The following is a 20,749-nucleotide window of genomic DNA, read 5'->3' as shown; positions in this document are numbered from 1 at the left end:
TTTTTTTCTTTAGCCTCTAAATAATTGAGGCTTTTGCGCATGAGATAAGAAACGAAAAAACGCGCGAAAAGCCTCCATCAAGGAGGCTTTGTCGTTTTTAAGACTTGTCGTTATTCATTGTTACATAGCATAACTTCCCAGATTGACTGGATAAAAGAGGAAAGACATGTCCCAACTCGCAGAATTGGTGTCCCAAGCAAAGGGCGCGATTGACGAGGCGACGGATATCGCCACATTAGACACGGTGCGTGTCGAATATTTAGGTAAAAAAGGTCATCTCACTTTACAGATGACCCAATTGCGTGAATTACCTGCTGAAGAACGCCCTGCGGCGGGAGCGGTGATTAACGAAGCGAAAAGCCAGGTACAAGAACATCTAAATGCGCGTAAAGAGGCTCTCGAGAATGCCGCACTGAACGCGCGTTTAGCGGAAGAAACCATCGATATTAGTTTACCGGGACGTCGTATTGAGAATGGTGGCCTACATCCGGTTACTCGTACTATTGACCGTATCCAGGGCTTCTTCAGTGAACTCGGCTTTACTGTGAAAACAGGTCCAGAAATTGAAGATGCCTACCATAACTTTGATGCCCTGAATATTCCCGCGCATCATCCGGCTCGCGCAGATCATGATACCTTCTGGTTTGATGCTGATCGTCTTCTGAGAACGCAAACTTCAGGCGTACAGATCCGTACCATGAAGGCTGAGCAACCGCCTATCCGTATTATTGCGCCGGGCCGTGTCTATCGTAACGATTATGATCAAACTCACACCCCAATGTTCCATCAAATGGAAGGGCTGATCGTCGATAAAGACATCAGTTTTACCAATTTGAAGGGAACCTTGCACGATTTCTTACGTAATTTCTTTGAAGAAGATTTGCAAGTACGCTTCCGTCCTTCCTATTTTCCATTCACTGAACCCTCGGCTGAAGTCGATGTCATGGGTAAAAATGGCAAATGGCTAGAAGTTTTAGGTTGTGGAATGGTGCATCCTAATGTTTTACGCAGCGTGGGTATCGATCCAGAAATTTACTCAGGTTTTGCTTTTGGTATGGGGATGGAGCGTTTGACCATGTTGCGTTACGGTGTTAACGATCTCCGTGCTTTCTTTGAAAATGATTTACGTTTCCTCAAACAGTTTAAATAAGGGCAGGTTATCCAATGAAATTCAGTGAACTCTGGTTACGTGAATGGGTAAATCCGGCCCTATCAAGTGCACAACTTTCCGAACAAATTACCATGGCTGGACTGGAAGTTGATGGGGTTGATCCTGTTGCGGGCGTTTTTCATGGCGTCGTGGTGGGTGAGGTGGTCGAATGCGGGCAGCACCCCAATGCAGATAAACTTCGTGTAACGAAAATTAATGTTGGCGGTGAGCGTCTTCTGGATATCGTTTGCGGTGCTCCCAACTGTCGTCTAGGTCTGAAAGTTGCGGTCGCAACCGTCGGGGCAGTGTTACCCGGTGATTTCAAAATTAAGCCGGCTAAATTACGCGGTGAGCCTTCTGAAGGGATGCTCTGTTCATTTAGCGAACTAGGGATTGATGTGGAATCAGAGGGGATCATCGAGCTTCCTGCCGATGCCCCTCTGGGGCAAGATATTCGTCACTATTTACAGCTTGACGACAATACTATTGAAATCAGTGTCACCCCGAATCGGGCAGATTGTTTGGGGATGACCGGCATTGCTCGCGATGTCGCGGTTGTGAATGGTCTACCTTTCACCGCTCCCGCAGTGACTCCAGTTAAGGTAACGACTCAACGTCAATTCCCTATCGAAGTACAGGCTGAAGAGGCTTGCCCACGTTATTTAGGGCGTGTTATCGAAAATATTAACATCAATGCTCCGACACCTTTATGGATGCAAGAAAAACTGCGTCGTTGTGGAATTCGCTCAATTGATGCCATTGTTGATATTACTAATTTCGTATTGCTCGAACGTGGTCAGCCAATGCATGCGTTTGACTTAGATAAACTCAACGAGAAAATTGTTGTTCGTCAGGCGATGTCGGGTGAGGCACTCACGTTATTAGACGGTAATACTGTTACATTAGCTGAGGATATTCTTGTCATTGCTGACCAAAACAACGCTGTTGCAATGGCCGGTATTTTCGGTGGTGAGACGTCCGGGATTAATGATAAAACGCAACATGTGTTACTGGAATGTGCCTATTTCTCGCCATTAGCCATAACGGGCCGAGCTCGCCGCTTTGGTCTACATACCGATGCATCACATCGCTATGAGCGCGGTGTGGACCCAGAGGGTCAATATGCGGCAATGGAACGTGCGACAGAATTACTTATCGATATTTGTGGCGGTCAAGCAGGTCCAATTATTGACAAAACTTCAGCAACGCATTTACCTAAGCCTGCTTCAATCACACTGCGTCGCCATAAACTTGACCGGATAATCGGGCATCACATTGCTGATGATAAGGTGACTGATATTCTCACGCGTCTGGGTTGTCAGGTAACAGTGTCTGAGCAACAGTGGCAAGTTGTTGCACCCAGCTGGCGTTTCGATATGGAAATCGAAGAAGATCTGGTGGAGGAGGTTGCCCGCGTTTACGGTTACGACAATATCCCTAATGTTCCGGTCAAGGCGAGTTTGATCATGCCTGAACACCGTGAGGCAGTTCTCTCATTACAACGTGTCAAAACCTTATTGGTTGATAAAGGTTATCAAGAAGCGATCACCTACAGCTTTGTAGATCCTAAGACTCAGCGCCTACTACACCCTGAGCAAGAGGCCTTAATTCTGCCAAGTCCTATCTCTGCCGATATGTCAGCGATGCGCCTTTCGTTATGGACAGGACTATTGGATGCGGTCGTCTACAATCAAAATCGTCAGCAAAGCCGTGTCCGTCTCTTTGAAAGTGGTTTACGATTTGTGCCGGATGCTAACGCACCGTTAGGGATTCGCCAAGAGATGTTATTAGCCGGAGTCATTGCGGGATCTCGCTGCGACGAACATTGGCTCATTGAGCGTCAAAATGTAGATTTTTACGATCTCAAAGGTGATCTGGAAGCTCTTCTTGATTTAACAGGAAAAACTGAGCATATCTCTTTCCGTCGCACAGCACACAGTGCCCTTCACCCCGGGCAGAGTGCGGAAATTGTTTTAGCGGGTGAAGTGATTGGCCTCATTGGTGTCATTCACCCTGAGCTTGAACGTAAGCTCGATCTTAATGGCCGTACCGTCGTCTTTGAACTGCTGTGGGATAAGATTGCAGAGCGTGAAATACCGCAGGCTTCGGCAATTTCTAAGTTTCCAGCCAATCGACGCGATATCGCGGTTGTCGTTTCAGAAACAGTTAATGCAGCAGATATTGTCGCAGAGTGTAAGAAAGTTGGCGTAAATCAGTTGGTTGGCGTAAACTTATTTGACGTATACCGTGGGAAAGGGGTTGAGCCAGGTTTCAAGAGCCTCGCAATAAGCCTGCATTTGCAAGATTCCACGCGTACACTTGAAGAAGAGGATATTGCTGCCACGGTAGCTGACTGTGTTGCAGCGTTAAAAGAGCGATTCCAGGCAACCTTGAGGGATTGAACCGATGGCGCTTACAAAAGCTGAAATGTCAGAATATTTGTTTGAAAAATTGGGCCTTAGCAAACGTGACTCTAAAGAGTTAGTCGAACTTTTCTTTGAAGAGATTCGTAGTGCGTTGGAAAAGGGAGAACAGGTCAAGCTATCTGGGTTTGGTAACTTCGATCTGCGGGAAAAAAACCAACGTCCGGGACGTAATCCCAAGACCGGTGAAGATATCCCGATCACTGCTCGCCGAGTAGTGACCTTCCGGCCTGGTCAGAAACTGAAAAGTCGGGTTGAAACTGCTGTACCAAAAAAAGGTTAATGCAGTCATCCTAATAATAAAAAAAGCTGCTTCGGCAGCTTTTTTTATCTCTATGGCTTTCGATATCGTCGTCATTAAGGAGTTGTGTGAGGCTATGTTGATACAATTGCTGTTGAGAAGCCGATTAGTTATTTCTATTTTTTTTACTTTTCTCATTATTGGATGTAGCAGCCATGCGCCTTCGCCGGACTCCCGTCTTTCTAACCCTCGGCAAGTCCATATGATACTGAGCGATCAACTGGTTAAATGGCGAGGCACCCCTTATCGTTACGGTGGAATGAGTCGAAGTGGTATTGATTGCTCAGGCTTTGTTTATCGCACTTATCGCGACCGATTTGGAATTCAGCTTCCCAGAACGACGCGTCAATTAAGCGAGACAGGCACTAAAATTCGTAAAAAAGACCTTTTACCCGGTGATTTAGTCTTTTTTAAAACAGGTTGGGGGGAAGGTGGATTACATGTTGGTATTTACGATACCCAAAATCAGTTTATCCACGCCTCCACCAGTCGTGGGGTGATGCGCTCATCACTGAGCAATATGTATTGGCAGAAAGTATTCTGGCAAGCGCGTCGCTTATAACCCGTTAAAATTCCGAGGTAATAATGAAATTTGAACATCAATGGTGTAGTGAACTTCCTGAACTGTGTACGGAAGTGATGCCGACGCCTTTGCAGCAGGGGAAACTTCTTTATTTCAACCGTCACCTCGCCTCTGATCTCTGTTTACCTGCATCAGAGGAGATGGAAAAGTCATCGGTATGGTGGGGCGGTGAACTCCTTTCTGGAATGCGGCCAATAGCCCAAGTCTATAGTGGGCACCAATTTGGAGTCTGGGCTGGGCAATTAGGCGATGGACGAGGCTTATTATTGGGTGAACAATTACTCCCCAATGGCAACAAGGTTGACTGGCATTTAAAAGGTGCAGGAAAAACGCCTTATTCACGAATGGGTGATGGCCGAGCAGTATTACGTTCGACGATCCGAGAGTTTCTTGCCTCGGAAGCAATGCATGGGTTAGGTATCGCGACGACTCGCGCACTGAGTATTGCGACAGGCAGTGATATTATTCATCGAGAGGTTCCTGAACCTGGAGCCATGTTAATTCGTACAGCTCAAAGCCATTTACGTTTTGGACACTTCGAGCATCTTTTTTACCGACAACAACCCGAAGCCTTAAGAAAGTTAGCCGACTATAGCATCACCCATTTTTGGCCGGAGCTTGCCGAAGACGAGGATCGTTATTTCCTTTGGTTCTCCGATATTGTGCGTCGTACAGGGATGATGATTGGTCAGTGGCAAAGTGTTGGGTTTGCTCACGGGGTAATGAATACCGATAATATGTCATTACTTGGCTTAACGTTGGATTATGGTCCTTATGCTTTCATGGACGATTACCAACCTGACCTGATTTGTAATCACAGTGACTATCAGGGGCGCTATGCATTTGAAAATCAGCCTACGATAGGATTGTGGAATCTTAACCGTCTAGCTCATGCACTATCTGGCCTTCTTCCTGTGGACAAAATTAAGTTAGCGCTGAAAAATTACGAACCGGCACTCATGGGGACTTGGGGAGAGCGTATGCGCGCTAAATTAGGGCTTTATGAAGCGAAGCCGCAAGATAATGATCTACTTATTGAGCTATTTGCTTTGATGGAGCGCGAAAAAGCGGATTATACGCAAACGTTCCGTTTATTGAGCTACTCTGCTGGAAGTGAAAAGGGTGGCGTATTACGTGATAATTTTATTGACCGAGCTGCTTTTGACAGTTGGTTCTTACGTTATCAGCAACGTCTTGCTTTAGAGCCGATGGAAATCTCTTTGCGTCAAACACGAATGCTGGCGATTAACCCTGCGGTGGTGTTGCGTAATTATCTTGCACAAGAAGCTATTCGTGCAGCGGAGCAAGGGGATACAACTGTCTTAGCAGAGTTACACCTTGCGCTGCTCAATCCTTTTTCACAACAGCTTGATAGCAGTCCTTTCGCTGAGCGTCCCCCTCAATGGGGTAAGCAGCTTGAAATCAGCTGCTCGAGTTAGTCGTTAAGGCTGTTGGCCAAGGTCAACAGCCGCAGCTAAGGTCGCAAGGACTTGTTCGGTATCGTCCCATCCAAGGCACGCATCGGTAATAGATTGGCCATAGCAGTCCTTACCATTGCCTTGCCAATCTTGGCGGCCTTCAACAATGAAACTCTCAATCATTACCCCTGCAATGCCATGATTGTCGTGACTCAGCTGTTGGGCGATGTCATCAACGACCACTCGCTGCCGCTTATGCTGTTTCAGGCAGTTACCGTGACTGCAATCAATAATCATACGGTCTGAGAGTGTCGCTGCAGAAAGTGCTTCCTGATACTGTTTCACATAGACCGATTGATAATTGGGCTCTTTACCTCCCCGCAAGATAATATGCCCATCTGGATTTCCCAAGGTCTGATAGACAGACATTTGCCCATGTTTGTCTGGCGAGAGAAAAAGGTGTGGAACTTGGGCCGCGCGGACTGCGTCAATGGCGATTTTGCAATTCCCGTCAGTACCATTTTTAAACCCTACAGGGCAAGAGAGTGCCGAGGCCATTTCCCGATGAATTTGGCTTTCAGTTGTACGAGCACCAATCGCCCCCCAGCTAATAAAATCAGCAATATATTGCCCCGTCACCATATCTAAAAACTCAGTGGCTGTCGGCATCCCTAGTGTATTGATATCCGATAATAACTGCCGGGCGATAACCAACCCGTGGTTGATATCGTGGCTTCCATCGAGATGCGGATCATTGATTAAGCCTTTCCAACCGACAATCGTGCGCGGTTTCTCGAAATAGGTTCGCATAATGATTTCAAGGCGACCTTGATACTTATCGCGCAAGGGTTTAAGCCTGGTAGCATAATCAACAGCAGCAATCGGATCATGAATGGAACAAGGCCCGATAATAACCAGTAAGCGCTTGTCATTACCCTGTAAAATTTGGCTAATGGCTTGACGTGTAGCCAGGATAAGATGTTGGCAATTTTCTGTAATGGGGACGCGTTGATTCAGTTGGTGTGCAGTCATCAATGTCCCGACAGGTACAGTTCTAAGTTCGTCGGTTAAGGTCATGATCTACTCTGTAGGGCTCATCGGCAACATACCGATAATTATCGCTCAACAATAAACGAAAATCGCAGAAATGAACATGGCTTGTTTGAGACAAAAAAAACCCGCCAATAGGCGGGAAATACGACACACAGCAATTCAATATTTAAGGCAGGTAAACTAAACGCGTCTTAGACGATACTACTCCGTCAGCGCCCTGCAATATGTAAGAATTCTCCCAGAACACACTTAGGATTCTTTAGCTATATGGGTTTTACGCTGCCGCTCGGCAGTATGTCGGGTATCCTCGAAGAGTTCTTCAAGAACTTCTTCTGGTGGAGCATCCGGGCAAGGTGCTTCATTCATCCACACACTCACTAGCCGATAAGAGACCGCTAACACCACCGGTCCAATAAATAATCCCAGCATTCCGAAGGCAATCAAACCACCAATAACACCAGTGAGTATAATCAACATCGGTAAATCGGCGCCTAAGCGAATAAGCATGGGGCGTATGACACTGTCCATTGAGGCAACTATAATGCTCCAGACTACTAAAACAGTTCCCCATGTCGTATCGCCACTATAATAAAGCCAAATAATCGCTGGAATCAGCACTAGCAATGGACCAATTTGAATCAAACAGCAGAGAATGATCAAGACGGTCAAAATGGTGGCATAAGGAATGCCCGCTAAAGCAAGGCCTATTCCTCCGACAACCCCCTGGAGTAATGCCGTTACGACAATCCCGAGGGCGACCGCTTTAATTGCTTGATTTGTTAAAATAACTACCGCATCTCCGCGGCTGCCCGCTAACCAGAAAGCAAAATGCCGAACGCCCATCGCAACACGCTCACCACGCCAGTACAGTAGGGCACTGAACAACAGCATTAACGCTAAGTGTACGAGTAGTCGTCCAAAATGCCCCGCTTGAGCAACAAAGAAACTGGTGGTTCGACCAATGTAGGGTTGAAGCATGGCGAGTAATTGGGCTCCTCCTCCTGCGACCATTTGATGGTAATAATGTGAGGCTTTATGGCCGACTAGGGGCAGTGCATCCAGCCAAGCTAATTGTGGCATCACCAGATGCCCAGCGCTTAACCAATGCAGAACGGGTTGTGCATTGTCGAGAACACTACTCACAAGTAGAGCGATAGGGATGATAAAGACGAGTAATATAATAAACGTCATCACAATAACGGCCAAGGTACGTCGATTCCAAAGCAGTCGTTGAATGCGTAACATCATTCCCCATGTTGCAATGACGACCATTCCAGCCCATGCAAAGCCTAAAATAAAGGGTTGCACGACCCAGAAACAACTGACAATCATTAATAAAAAAAATATTAATGTTAATAAGCGTTGTGGAATACTTCGCTCCGGTGGAAGCGGTCTACTCATGGTAAATGTTCCTTGTATTCATTAAGCCCGGCTTTTTATTGAGTCTATGATGCTTGATTCGTAGGGTGAACAACATCTCTTTTCGATAAATTTCGTAATCCCACAAGGCAGCACTATAAAAATATGATAAAACAAAGGGGTTGAACGAGACCACTTTTACATTGGCAATGGGCAAATGATTCCACAACTAAAACACTCCCCAGGACAGACAGACATCACCCGTAAATTTTTAGCTGCACTTAAACAGCAAGGGTTTGAGGGAGATATAGGGCAACGCTATGCTGATAGGCTAAGCATGGCGACCGATAATAGTATTTATCAAAATTTACCGGATGCCATTCTTTTTCCAAAATCGTTAACTGATATTGTCATTATCACCCAGCTAGCGCATACCAAAGATTATCAGGCTATCGCTTTTACTCCCCGTGGTGGGGGAACAGGGACCAACGGTCAATCCTTGAATAATGGAATCGTGATCGATCTTTCTCGGCATATGAATCGTATTCTTGATTTTAATGCTGAAGAGGGTTGGGTACGTGTCGAAGCGGGGGTGGTAAAAGATCAGCTTAACGCTTGGCTAAAGCCGCATGGTTTTTTCTTTGCACCCGAATTATCGACCAGTAATCGCGCTACGATTGGAGGAATGGTTAGTACTGATGCCTCTGGTCAGGGGTCGTTGGTCTATGGTAAGACATCTGATCATGTATTGGGTACACGTACGGTACTGATAAATGGTGAGGTGATAGACACAGCACCTTTATCTCGTCAGCATGCGGAAACGATTGCTCAAGGAGCCACTCAAGAATCGGCTATTTATCGCGAGGTAATGAACAGCTGCCATGACAACCTTGCACTTATTGAGGAAAAATTTCCTAAGTTAAATCGATTTTTAACGGGTTATGACTTGCGACACGTTTTTTCACAACAGGGTGAGTATTTTGACCTGACACGTATACTTTGCGGCGCAGAAGGGTCTTTAGCTTTCATTGCTGAGGTAAAACTCAATATTCTGCCGATACCCAAAGTACGTCAATTAGTGAATATTAAGTATGACTCTTTCGATTCAGCCCTGCGCAACGCACCCTTTCTTGTAGAGGCAAAAGCGCTCTCTGTTGAGACGGTCGACTCTACTGTACTCAATCTCGCCCGCGAAGATATCGTTTGGCATTCAGTCAGTGAATTAATTACTGATGTTGACGGCCATGTTATGCAAGGGATCAATTTAGTTGAGTTTGCGGGTAATGACCGTGAGCAGATTGAACGGCAAGTTGCTGAGCTGTGTCAAAAACTCGATACTCTGCGTGATACTCAACAGGCTGGGGTGATTGGATATCAATGTTGTCGCGAGTTAGATCAAGTTGAGCGCATCTATGCCATGCGAAAAAAAGCGGTAGGGCTACTCGGTAATGCTAAGGGGCGGGCTAAACCGATTCCTTTTGTCGAGGATACCGCAGTACCACCTGAACACTTGGCTGACTACATCACACAGTTTAGAGCCATTTTAGACAGCTATAACCTCTCCTATGGTATGTTTGGTCACGTTGATGCGGGTGTATTACACGTTAGACCTGCGCTGGATATGACTTCACCTGAGCAACACCAGCTGATGTTGACTATTTCTGACCAAGTCGCAGCCCTGACACGAAGCTATGGCGGATTGCTATGGGGTGAGCATGGGAAAGGCTATCGTTCTGCCTATAGCGAAGACTTTTTTGGCCATGAGCTTTACCTTCTACTGCGTCGAATCAAAACCGCTTTTGACCCTAATAATCGTCTTAATCCCGGCAAAATTTGTCAGCCGCTTGATAATCATACGCCGCTGTACGCTATAGATAGTCCGACACGGGGATCTTTCGACCGACAAATTCCGATTGTAGTTCGCGAGAGTTGGCGCGGGGCAATGGACTGCAATGGTAATGGATTATGCTTTAATTTCGACGTCAATAGCCCGATGTGTCCCTCAATGAAAGTGACTCGCGACAGAATACATTCACCTAAAGGTCGGGCGACCTTGGTACGAGAGTGGTTACGTTTACTCTCTGAGCAGAATATCGATCCGCAAAGTATCGATACGACTCAAAGCCTTTCATTGCGGACATTAAGCCAAAAAATAAAAAATAGCTGGGGATCACGAGCGGAAAACGCTGACTTCTCTCACGAAGTCAAAGAGTCGATGGATGGCTGCTTAGCCTGTAAAGCCTGCGCCACGCAGTGTCCTATTAAAATCGACGTGCCTGAATTTCGTGCGCGATTCTTAGCTCTTTATCACACCCGCTATTTACGGCCTATCTCCGATCACATCGTCGCAAATATTGAACCGTTGTTGCCGATCATGGCGAAGGCACCCCAGATGATGAACTTCTTTCTGACTAAATCATGGGTGAATCAGCTGAGTCGACGTTATGTTGGGATGGTCGACTTACCGCCATTATCGTCACCAACATTGAATAAACAGTTAGCCGGTCATTCAGCACTCGCAACGACCTTAGAAGATTTACAAGCTTTGACTGCTGAGCAGAGAGCGGAGTATGTGGTAGTCGTTCAAGATCCTTTCACCAGTTTTTATGAAGCGAATTTGGTCAGTGATCTGGTGCAGCTTATCGCTCATCTTGGCTATAAACCCGTGCTATTACCATTCGTTCCTAACGGAAAGCCGCAGCAAGTAAAAGGATTTTTAAAGCGTTTCACGCGTACAGCGCAAAAAAGTGCGGAGGTATTGAACCGTGTGGCAGCGTTAAATATCCCGATGGTGGGAACTGATCCCGCTTTAGTATTATGCTATCGCGACGAATACAAAATACTGGGTAAGCAGCGCGGTGAGTTTACCGTGTTATTAGCCCATGAATGGTTAAACACTCTCCCTAAACTATCGCGGTATGCCTCAGTATCTAATGGTGACTGGTATCTTTTTGCACACTGTACCGAAGTGACGGCGCTGCCTTCGGCAACGCAACAATGGAAAGGGATTTTTAGTCAATATGGCGCGACCTTGCATACGATCAATGCCGGATGTTGTGGAATGGCCGGAACTTACGGACACGAGGCACGTAACCTCGATAATTCACGTAAGATCTTCGACCTTTCATGGCAACCGCAACTTGAAGGTAAACCTGCATCGCGTTGTCTGGCTACAGGTTTTTCGTGCAGAAGCCAAGTGAAACGCTTTGGCGGAGAGAAAATTAAACATCCCCTCCAAGCATTATTACAGATGGTACAGCAACAGCAGTAACCCTTCCTAGTTCATTGAGTCAGCGTATTGCAAGAATTCACGTTGCAATTCGCTGGCTCTTTGCCAATTCCCCTGAGCGATGAATACTTGGCATAATCCTGTCATGGAGTGACGGGCTAGTTGTAGCGCCTGCAGTCGAAACAGAGGGGCACGTGGCCCATCGTGATGTAATTGGTCAATCAACTTCTGGTGTAAGTTAAATAAGATGGCAAAATAATTGTCATCATCGCCTTGTGTATAACAGTAATCAGCGATTTTTAGGCTCAGATCATTGAATTGACGTAATTGAGCCAATGTACATTGCGGTTGATGCAGCGGCCGTTCAGCAAGATAGTATTCCACACGTAAGTCGGCTAGGGCTTGCTGATAAGCATCAAGATTACTGGTTATCCAGAGCGAGAATGAATGAGGGATAGGCATAATAGCTCCTTCTTTAATGATAACAGTTATCATTATCATAGCGAGTTCTTATGTCTTTGCAATAGGGTGAGCGATATTTGAATAAAAAAAATGGCACCCCGAAGAGTGCCATTTTCTAGTCCAAGACTCTTACTTGCGGTAAGAGTGAGCTTGGTTGTCCAGACGCTGGTTAGCGCGAGCTGCGTCATCTTTAGCAGCTTGAACGTCAGTACGTACTGCGTTCAGATCGGTGCTCAGTTGATCAACTTTGGTGTTCAGAGTTTGAACATCGCTTGACAGTTGGTCGATTTTAGCGTTGCTTGAACAGCCAGCAAGCAGAGTTGAGCCCAGAATTACCGCGCCTAGTACCAGTTTAGTACGATTCATTATTTTACCCTCGTTATTAGGTTAATATCCATGTAGCCATATAAGTATTACACAAAGTTTTTTAAGTTGAGAATAAATTTTTTATAAGAAGATGCTTAAAAGCGCTTATTCGCTTAAATAGTGCACATTAGTTTTTTTTTGATAAATTTTAACGAGGAAAAAATATAATTTAATCGGAGTAACCTTTGTTATAAGCGCATAAAGTGCGATCGTTAATCTTATTTATCGATAAATAAAGGTTTATTGAAGAAAAAAAGTAATTGATATTAGGCCCTATAGGCTAACATTTTTAAGTGAAATGTCTAAAAACTAAGCATAATCATCAATCGCTCTAATTTTACGACAATACTCATAAAAAAAAGTTCACTAACCACGACGAAATAGTTTTAAGTTTTTATCGTTTTCTTTACGCTCTTTTCCCATTATTAGCACTTTTTTAGTGCATTTAAAATTAATAAATTCTCTAAAAGCAGAGATACCGAACGAGAAAGTGGAGGAGAAATAGAGAGGGGGAATTAAAAAAGGCCAGAAAATCTGGCCTTGAAACTATTAGTAGGAATTAAATAACATGAACAGAAGCAGTATTTGTTGTACCACTTGGTACTAACGCCCCTGAAACCATGACAACAACATCACCTTTTTGTGCAAAACCTTCCGCCAACGCAATTTCTTTACCAATGCGATAAAAATCGTCAGTCGATGCGATTTCTGGAACCAAGTGCGTCGTAACACCTTTAGTTAATAATAATTGACGGGAAGTCGTTTCATTATTAGTCAGCGCAAGGATGGTCGCAGAAGGGAAGTATTTACGAATAGATTTTGCTGATTTACCACCCTGAGTTGCAACGATAATCAGTGTTGACTCAAGTTTTTCAGCCGTTTCAACCGCACCGCGGCATACCGCTTCAGTGATACGGAGTTTATGGCCTTCTTTCAGTTCACCAATACGGCTCTTCATAACAGCATCGGTACGCTGGCAGATGGTAGCCATGATGGTCACGGCTTCTAATGGGTATTTCCCTTTAGCACTCTCGCCTGACAACATGACGGCGTCAGTTCCGTCTAAGATGGCATTAGCGACATCACCCGCCTCGGCACGAGTAGGACGAGGGTTTTTAATCATAGAATCAAGCATTTGCGTTGCAGTGATAACAACTTTACGCGCCTGATTACATTTTTTAACCATCATTTTTTGCGCGAAGATAACCTCTTCAACAGGGATTTCTACCCCAAGATCGCCACGGGCAACCATGATGCCATCAGAGGCTTCAAGGATCTCATCAAAGTTATTGAGTCCTTCTTGGTTCTCAATTTTAGAGATGATTTGGATATGCTCGCCGCCATGCTGCTTTAAATGCTCACGAATTTCTAAAACATCGGAGCGTTTACGGATAAAAGAGGCCGCAACAAAATCAAGACCTTGTTCGCATCCAAACACTAAATCACGTTTATCTTTTTCAGAAAGAGCAGGGAGTTGGATAGAGACGCCTGGTAAGTTAACCCCTTTATTTTCACCCAGATCACCGTTGTTAAGAACTTTACATACAACAGTATGTTCGGTGACTTCAATTACTTCCATTCCTAGTAGGCCATCATCAACCAGCACGGTATTACCGATACTCAGATCGGCGGCAAAACCAGAATAAGTCACTGCAACGCGGTCTTTATTCCCAATAACAGATTGGTCAGTGGTAAAGGTGAAGGTTTGGCCAGCTTGCAGCGTAACGTCATTTCCGCCTTCAAGTTTCATGGTGCGGATTTCTGGACCTTTAGTATCAAGAAGAATAGCGGCTTGATGGGCCGTTTTATTGACTACTGCGCGCAGATTCGCGATACGTTGACCGTGCTCTTCGTAGTCACCGTGCGAGAAATTAAGACGCATGACATTCATGCCTGCATCAAGCAGTTTGGTTAGCATCTCTTCTGATTCTGTTTTAGGACCGATAGTACAGACGATTTTGGTTTTTTTCATAGTATTAATCTACTCTTTAAAGGAATAGTTTTGAGTGTGTACACAGGAATAGCTGTATTTCTGCGTAGGGTAGGGGTTTGGAATACTTGTTTAAGATATGACGAGAAAATAAAAAAGATAAATAGGATGGCCGACCAAAGTGAATCGGTATCAGGATGACCCGTTGTAGAAACTGTTACTAGAGGGGCTCTACTCACGTCAATCGCGTAAACCATGCAAAGTGAACAATGAATTAAGTATAGACTTTCTGAGAGGCTAAACCAAATAGATTTATAAGCGAAGCGCAGTATAGATCAATAACAAAGAGAAAATTTCTGAGAAAAACCAATAGGGAAAATGAGAGGAAACTGTATGGTGCGTCCGAGTGGACTCGAACCACCGACCCCCACCATGTCAAGGTGGTGCTCTAACCAGCTGAGCTACGGACGCATTAGATAAGATTATTATTGGTGCGTCCGAGTGGACTCGAACCACCGACCCCCACCATGTCAAGGTGGTGCTCTAACCAACTGAGCTACGGACGCACTGGTGCGTTCTAGTGGACTCGAACCACCGACCCCCACCATGTCAAGGTGGTGCTCTAACCAACTGAGCTAAGAACGCAAACGCTGTAAGTGAACAGCGGGACGAATATTAGCGACAACGTTAGCGACTAGCAAGCAGAAAACGCTATTTTTTTGCTAAATGGTTGACATCTAATCATCACGTAGGAATTTTAAGCATATTTAAACGCTACTCATCGACTTGCACGGGTTAAGATGACGTCAGCCGGTTTTTTTTGCCATTTAATAATACGTGTCACCATCATGATTGCCGCAGAGGTCAGACCGATAATAAACCCACACCAAAATCCAGCAGGCCCCATACGGGGAACGATGAGATCGGTTAAGCCTAAAATATACCCACAGGGTAGACCTAGCAGCCAGTAGGCAATAAAGGTAATAAAAAATATTGCACGAGTATCTTTGTAGCCTCTCAAAATACCACTGCCAATCACTTGTACGCTATCTGAACATTGATAGATAGCAGCAAGGAACATCAAATGACCTGCGAGTGCAACAACTGCCGGATCATTGTTATAAAGACGGGCAATATCGTGGCGGAAGATTACGGTAGCCATTGCGGTACAACAAACAAAACATAAGCCAATAGCTTGTGATGTCCACGCTGAAACTTTTGCACCTTGCGTCGAACCCTGTCCGAGTTGATAGCCTATGCGTATGGTGCTGGCTACCCCCATAGATAAAGGGATCACAAACATCAACGAACTAAAATTTAGCGCAATTTGATGACCGGCTACCTCTACAATTCCCAATGGAGACACTAGTATTGCGACAACAGCAAACAGAGTGACTTCAAAAAACAGAGCCGATGCAATGGGTAATCCGAGGGTAAATATTCGTCCTATTACCGTGAAATCCGGTTTAGCCCAGCGCACGGTAGGGCGGATGTCTTGTAATCCCTTGGCTTTTTTTGTCCATATCCACAGCCCAAAAAACATTAACCAATACACTGAAGCGGTGGCGACTCCGCATCCAACGCCACCGAGGGCAGGCATACCGAAATGCCCGTAGATAAAAATATAGTTGATGGGAATATTGAAAAGTAAACCAATAAAACCAAAGACCATACTGGGTTTTGTTTTAGATAACCCGTCACACTGGTCACGAATAACCTGAAAAAAAAGAAAACCGGGTACCCCCCACATTAACGCATGTAAATAGCGTTCGGCAATATCGGCCATGTTAGGGTCAATACCCGACATAGCACGAATAAAAATACCGGCATTCCAGATGACGATCATGACCAAAACAGAGAGTAGCGCTGCGAGCCATAAGCCCTGCTGTACATGGTCGCCAACCTTATCTCTGCGGTTAGAACCTGCTAAATGGGCGACGGTCGGGGTGATCGCCATCAGGATACCTAGCGCGAATAAAATCACGGGTAACCAAATTGAAGTACCGACTGCTACCGCAGCCATGTCAGTAGCACTCACTGAACCTGCCATAGTGGTATCAACCACGCCCATCGCGGTTTGTGAGGTTTGTGATAAGATAACGGGGATGGCTAAAACTAATAATTTTTTAGCTTCTTCGACATATTTTTGCAATGTATATCCTTAACTTACTTATTTATCCTCTTCGCTGTCTATCATCGCTGAACTGATTACGTTCATAAAGGATTAACAGAAAAATATTTTATTGGCTTCCTGCTACCGGTCATTTTCTTGATACGATTTGTGATAATCTGAGGGAAAATAAGGGGGAAGAGATGTTTACTGGTATAGTGCTCGGCACCGCTGAAATTGTTGAAATTGACGAACAACCACTTTTTCGTACACATAAGGTGTTGTTCCCAAACGAATGGTTGACCGATCTGCAGATAGGTGCTTCTGTAGCACATAACGGATGTTGTTTAACCGTCACCGAGATTAATCAGCATACGGTGAGCTTCGATCTGATTAAAGAGACCTTGCGGGTAACTAATTTAGGACAACTATCGGTCGGCGACCGAGTCAATATTGAGCGTGCGGCTAAATTCTCAGATGAAATTGGTGGACACCTCATGTCTGGCCATATTATGTCTCAAGCTACACTCTGTAAAATTATACAGTCAGAGCATAATCGTGAAATTTGGTTTGAAATTGACGATCCGTCTCTGATGAAATATATCCTACATAAAGGGTTTATTGGGATCGACGGGTGTAGTTTGACTCTCGGTGATGTAAAGGAGAAGCGTTTTTGTGTATATTTAATTCCTGAAACACTCGAGCGTACATTATTTTCAAGTCGAAAGTTAGGCGATAAGGTTAATATTGAGATTGATACGCAAACACAAGCGATTGTGGATACCGTAGAAAGAATGCTTAATAAAGAGAATTAACAAAAAAGCTCCCGATGGGAGCTTTTTTTATGATTAACGCGCGACGCGAAGACCGCCATCAATACCTCGGCTAAATACGACTTGCCATAATTGAATATCACGTGAACGAAAGGCTCCCGCACAAGCATTCAAATAATAGGTAAACATTCGTTTAAAGCGTGTATCGTAACGTTCAGATAACTCTGGCCATGCAGCGAGGAATCTTTCATACCACGCCATTAGCGTTTTGTCGTAATCGGTACCAAAATTATGCCAATCTTCCATAACAAAATGTGGCTCACTGAACTCTGCAATATGTTTTACTGAAGGGAGGCAGCCATTGGGGAAAATATATTTATCGATCCAAGGATCGACATTTAAATCAGTCTGATTAGAACCGATAGTATGGAGAACAAAGATTCCCTCAGGTTTTAAATTTCTTGCAGCTACATCAAAATAAGTTGCGTAATTTTTGGGGCCGACATGTTCAAACATTCCAACAGAGACAATTCTGTCAAACTGTTGGTTAAGATCACGATAGTCTTGTAATAAAATTTCAACGTCTAAGCCGGCACAACGCTCCTGAGCCATTTTTTGCTGCTCGGCTGAAATAGTGACACCCTTCACTTTAACCTGATAATGTTTTGCCGCGTATTCTGAAAGTCCTCCCCATCCACACCCAATATCTAATAATGTCATACCCGGTTTAAGCTGCAATTTTTGACAAATGAGGTCAAGTTTAGCTTCCTGAGCCGCTTCAAGTGTTGTGGCGGTGTTCCAATATGCACAAGAATATTGCATGTAGGGGTCAAGCATCAGAGAAAAAAGGTCATTACCAAGATCATAATGCTCTTTACCGACAATCCAAGCTCGCTTTCTAGATTGGAGGTTGGTCAGCCTTGCTGTGGCAATACGTAATGTATCTTTAAAATGGTGGGGCAATTGTTGATCTAATTTATGACGTAACACTTTGGTAAAGAATATATCGAGCCGGTCGCATTCCCACCAACCATCCATATAACTTTCACCGAGACCTAAAGAACCTTCCTGTAATACTCGTTTAAAAAACTGTTGATTGACGACACTGATATCGCCGGGTCTTGAACCGTTAATTTGGATATCTGCACTCTCCAGTAATTCTCGAGAAATACGAAACCAATGATCTTCTTTTAAATTAACTTCTTCGATACATGACGTAGACATATGCGTATATCACCTGTTCAAATAACACACTACGCTTAGGAGCGGTTGCAGGACTTTTCGTAGAAAAGTAAACAGCTATTCATCAGTGACAATTGATTATTTTTATAATTGAGTGGTTTTGTAAAGATTTGTCTAACATTTACCACCGAAATCAGTATAGGACTGACTTCGGCATAGTTCAATAGAGAATGATAAAGGAAGAAGTTAGGAACTGCTCGACTTAGCTTGATAGAGGTAACCAACCAGAGACAAAATAACGGTTGTTGCCATCGCAATAACGGTAATACTCAGTGCGTGATAAACTTGTGATGAAACCCATAAACTATATAAAAAACAGAGTCCTAGCTGAGTGAAATTCTGAACCGATGCAGCCTTACCACTATGCTGTGGAAATGTCTTCAGCGCTTTCGAGACCACGATAGGATAGATAGCACCATTTGACATCGCCATAACACTAAACGGAATTAATAACAAAGTCAGAGAGGGTGTCATCCATAACCCTACAATCAGTAACGCTATGATACTTATCGCGTAAAAAAACAGTAGGCCAGGGAGGAGTTGTTCGCCACGATAGCGATTGAGTAACGCACGACAACCAAATCCCCCGATAAGAAACGTAATGGTTTGTGGAATATAACTCAGGCCAATTTCATTAGGATTTAATCCCAACTGCCCCATGATAAAAGGGGAACCGGTTAACCACGCAAAAAAACTGGCAGAACAGGCAGCATAGATCAGCACGTTACCAGTAAATATTGGCTGAGAAAGCAATTGCTTATAAGATAGAATTGTTTCAGTAGCCTTGGCTGATGGACGGTTAGCGGGAAGCAGTAACACGGTAAAGATGAGCAATACAAGGCTAATCAACATTAAAACTAGAAATATTACCTGCCAAGTAAAATGAGTAATTAGCCAAGCCCCAATTAAAGGCGCCAGTGCCGGAGAGAGCGCGACTAATGGCATAATTGCCGCAAACATTTTATGGGCTTTTTCTTTTGGATAATGATCGAGCACCAACGATTGCCAACAGACCGCAGCAGCACAAACACCACTGGCTTGTAAAAATCTTAGGACTAATAGTATCCGAGCATCTCGTACCCATACCACGGCTAAACAACTCAGAGTAAAAAGTGATAAGCCATAGAGTAAAACTTTGCGGCGGCCAATTTTATCTGATAAGGGGCCCCAGAACAGTTGCGCGCAGCAGAACCCAGCTAAAAAAAGGCTTAAACTGGCGCTCACCATTGTCGCCGAAGTGCTTAAAGAGTGTTGCATAGCGCTAAAAGCAGGTAGATACATATCAGTAGCGAGAAAACCGAGCATACTGAGTAGGGCAAGATAAATAAAAAAGAGTTTGGGATGTTGCATGGCGTGTCCTAATTTACAGAATGCGGCGAGTGTAAAAGGGTGCAGAACAGTTTGTAAAACGGTAATATTTGCTAACAGTAATCAAAATAATTGAAAGCAATATGTGGTCTGAATATACCTTAACTGTTATTGATAGTGTTGCGAGAAACGGTAGCTTTTCTCGTGCTGCACAGGAATTGCACCGAGTACCGTCTGCTATCAGTTATTCGGTCAAACAAGTTGAAGAATGGCTTGCAGTTGATCTTTTTGAACGCCGACATCGTGACGTGGTATTAACCGCCTCTGGCAAGCACTTTTTAGTTGAGGCACGAAGTGTTATCAAAAAAATGAATGGCACTCGTTTACAATGCCAGCAGTTAGCCAATGGCTGGAGAGGACGGTTTGCAATTGCTATTGACCGCATCGTTAAACAATCACGCGTTGAACAATTAGTTCTGGATTTTTATCAGCACTTTCCAGACATTGAACTGCATATTACTGATGAAGTTTTTAATGGCGTGTGGGATGCCTTAGCCGATGAACGCGTTGATATGGCGATTGGAGCCACACAAGCGGTCCCTGTATCGGGGCGATTTCACGTTCGTGATATGGGAAGCCTTTCTTGGTGCTGCGTGGTGGCTAAGGGGCATCCACTCACAGATAATCAGGTCAATGATGAGCAGCTACGTGCTTGGCCCTCATTAGTGATTGAGGATACCTCGCGGGTACTTCCACGTCGGGATACTTGGACGTTAGATTATCAGCGACGATTAGTTGTTCCTAATTGGTCAGTGGGTATGCGCTGTGTCCAAGCCGGTTTATGTATTGCAATGGTCCCGACACACATTGCGACCCCATTATTACAACAGGGGTCACTGAGCCGTTTACCCATTCATTTTCCTGATAGCCCTTGCTGTCTAAGTTGGCGAGAAAATAGTAACAGCCCGGCATTACAATGGGTTTTAGATTACCTTGGTGATCCTCAGACCATTAACCAAGAGTGGCTGGCATCGGTATAGCA

Annotated in this window: 16 protein-coding genes, 3 tRNA genes and 1 other annotated feature (1 of these 20 only partly in view); of the genes, 8 read left to right on the top strand and 11 right to left on the bottom strand. The window is 44.6% G+C overall.

The window, feature by feature from the left end; all coding sequences use genetic code 11:
* Positions 1 to 96, top strand: a sequence feature (Phe leader region); it begins 31 nt to the left of the window's first position.
* A 70-nt stretch (positions 97 to 166) separates the two neighbouring features.
* The 5 genes from pheS to HGT73_RS03825 all read left to right on the top strand — a co-directional run bounded on the left by pheS (position 167) and on the right by HGT73_RS03825 (position 5,896).
* Positions 167 to 1,150 carry a phenylalanine--tRNA ligase subunit alpha gene (pheS, locus tag HGT73_RS03845; protein WP_214212340.1) on the top strand — a complete coding sequence of 328 codons (984 nt, stop codon included), beginning with the start codon at positions 167 to 169 and terminating at the stop codon, positions 1,148 to 1,150.
* A 14-nt stretch (positions 1,151 to 1,164) separates the two neighbouring features.
* Positions 1,165 to 3,552 carry a phenylalanine--tRNA ligase subunit beta gene (gene pheT / locus HGT73_RS03840; protein WP_214212339.1) on the top strand — a complete coding sequence of 796 codons (2,388 nt, stop codon included), beginning with the start codon at positions 1,165 to 1,167 and terminating at the stop codon, positions 3,550 to 3,552.
* 4 nt (positions 3,553 to 3,556) lie between these two features.
* On the top strand, positions 3,557 to 3,856 hold the full coding sequence (gene ihfA, locus HGT73_RS03835) for an integration host factor subunit alpha (protein WP_048912075.1): 300 nt from the start codon (positions 3,557 to 3,559) through the stop codon (positions 3,854 to 3,856).
* 94 nt (positions 3,857 to 3,950) lie between these two features.
* The gene (locus HGT73_RS03830) at positions 3,951 to 4,436 is read left to right on the top strand and encodes a C40 family peptidase (protein WP_214212338.1); all 486 of its coding nucleotides are present in this window, start codon (positions 3,951 to 3,953) and stop codon (positions 4,434 to 4,436) included.
* A gap of 23 nt (positions 4,437 to 4,459) precedes the next feature.
* Positions 4,460 to 5,896, top strand: a complete 1,437-nt coding sequence (locus HGT73_RS03825; protein WP_214212337.1) for a protein adenylyltransferase SelO — start codon at positions 4,460 to 4,462, stop codon at positions 5,894 to 5,896.
* A gap of 3 nt (positions 5,897 to 5,899) precedes the next feature.
* Here the strand turns inward: HGT73_RS03825 and HGT73_RS03820 are convergent, their stop codons facing one another.
* Both HGT73_RS03820 and ydiK read right to left on the bottom strand, forming a co-directional pair.
* Positions 5,900 to 6,952 carry a 3-deoxy-7-phosphoheptulonate synthase gene (locus HGT73_RS03820; protein WP_214212336.1) on the bottom strand — a complete coding sequence of 351 codons (1,053 nt, stop codon included), beginning with the start codon at positions 6,950 to 6,952 and terminating at the stop codon, positions 5,900 to 5,902.
* Between the two features lie 225 nt (positions 6,953 to 7,177).
* On the bottom strand, positions 7,178 to 8,329 hold the full coding sequence (gene ydiK, locus HGT73_RS03815; protein ID WP_214212335.1) for an AI-2E family transporter YdiK: 1,152 nt from the start codon (positions 8,327 to 8,329) through the stop codon (positions 7,178 to 7,180).
* Between the two features lie 175 nt (positions 8,330 to 8,504).
* Between ydiK and ydiJ the strand changes: the two genes are divergently transcribed.
* The gene (gene ydiJ, locus HGT73_RS03810) at positions 8,505 to 11,558 is read left to right on the top strand and encodes a D-2-hydroxyglutarate dehydrogenase YdiJ (protein ID WP_214212334.1); all 3,054 of its coding nucleotides are present in this window, start codon (positions 8,505 to 8,507) and stop codon (positions 11,556 to 11,558) included.
* A gap of 6 nt (positions 11,559 to 11,564) precedes the next feature.
* Here the strand turns inward: ydiJ and HGT73_RS03805 are convergent, their stop codons facing one another.
* The 7 genes from HGT73_RS03805 to HGT73_RS03775 form a co-directional block, all read right to left on the bottom strand.
* Positions 11,565 to 11,978, bottom strand: a complete 414-nt coding sequence (locus HGT73_RS03805; RefSeq protein WP_214212333.1) for a hypothetical protein — start codon at positions 11,976 to 11,978, stop codon at positions 11,565 to 11,567.
* 129 nt (positions 11,979 to 12,107) lie between these two features.
* The gene (locus HGT73_RS03800) at positions 12,108 to 12,344 is read right to left on the bottom strand and encodes a major outer membrane lipoprotein (protein ID WP_214212332.1); all 237 of its coding nucleotides are present in this window, start codon (positions 12,342 to 12,344) and stop codon (positions 12,108 to 12,110) included.
* 559 nt (positions 12,345 to 12,903) lie between these two features.
* Positions 12,904 to 14,316, bottom strand: coding sequence for a pyruvate kinase PykF (gene pykF, locus HGT73_RS03795; RefSeq protein WP_214212331.1), 1,413 nt, complete (start codon positions 14,314 to 14,316; stop codon positions 12,904 to 12,906).
* A gap of 352 nt (positions 14,317 to 14,668) precedes the next feature.
* Positions 14,669 to 14,745 (bottom strand) — tRNA-Val (locus tag HGT73_RS03790).
* Between the two features lie 18 nt (positions 14,746 to 14,763).
* Positions 14,764 to 14,840: transfer RNA gene (locus HGT73_RS03785), tRNA-Val, on the bottom strand.
* Positions 14,841 to 14,842: 2 nt separating this feature from the next.
* A tRNA-Val gene (locus HGT73_RS03780) sits at positions 14,843 to 14,919 on the bottom strand.
* A gap of 133 nt (positions 14,920 to 15,052) precedes the next feature.
* Complete coding sequence (locus HGT73_RS03775) at positions 15,053 to 16,426, bottom strand: MATE family efflux transporter (RefSeq protein ID WP_214212330.1); 1,374 nt, start codon at positions 16,424 to 16,426, stop codon at positions 15,053 to 15,055.
* Between the two features lie 161 nt (positions 16,427 to 16,587).
* Between HGT73_RS03775 and HGT73_RS03770 the strand changes: the two genes are divergently transcribed.
* Complete coding sequence (locus tag HGT73_RS03770) at positions 16,588 to 17,199, top strand: riboflavin synthase subunit alpha (RefSeq protein WP_214212329.1); 612 nt, start codon at positions 16,588 to 16,590, stop codon at positions 17,197 to 17,199.
* Positions 17,200 to 17,232: 33 nt separating this feature from the next.
* Here HGT73_RS03770 and cfa read toward each other — a convergent pair whose 3' ends face one another.
* Positions 17,233 to 18,381, bottom strand: a complete 1,149-nt coding sequence (gene cfa / locus HGT73_RS03765) for a cyclopropane fatty acyl phospholipid synthase (protein WP_214212328.1) — start codon at positions 18,379 to 18,381, stop codon at positions 17,233 to 17,235.
* 204 nt (positions 18,382 to 18,585) lie between these two features.
* Positions 18,586 to 19,749, bottom strand: coding sequence for a purine nucleoside transporter PunC (punC, locus tag HGT73_RS03760; protein ID WP_214212327.1), 1,164 nt, complete (start codon positions 19,747 to 19,749; stop codon positions 18,586 to 18,588).
* A 101-nt stretch (positions 19,750 to 19,850) separates the two neighbouring features.
* Between punC and punR the strand changes: the two genes are divergently transcribed.
* Entirely contained in the window at positions 19,851 to 20,747 is an 897-nt protein-coding gene (punR, locus tag HGT73_RS03755) for a DNA-binding transcriptional activator PunR (RefSeq protein ID WP_214212326.1), read from the top strand.
* Positions 20,748 to 20,749: the final 2 nt, after the last annotated feature.

The organism is Rosenbergiella australiborealis (assembly GCF_018494035.1).
In the GTDB taxonomy this organism is placed as follows: domain Bacteria; phylum Pseudomonadota; class Gammaproteobacteria; order Enterobacterales; family Enterobacteriaceae; genus Rosenbergiella; species Rosenbergiella australiborealis.
The sequence above is the reverse complement of the archived record's forward strand: the minus strand, read 5'-3'. Positions and strand labels throughout refer to the sequence as shown.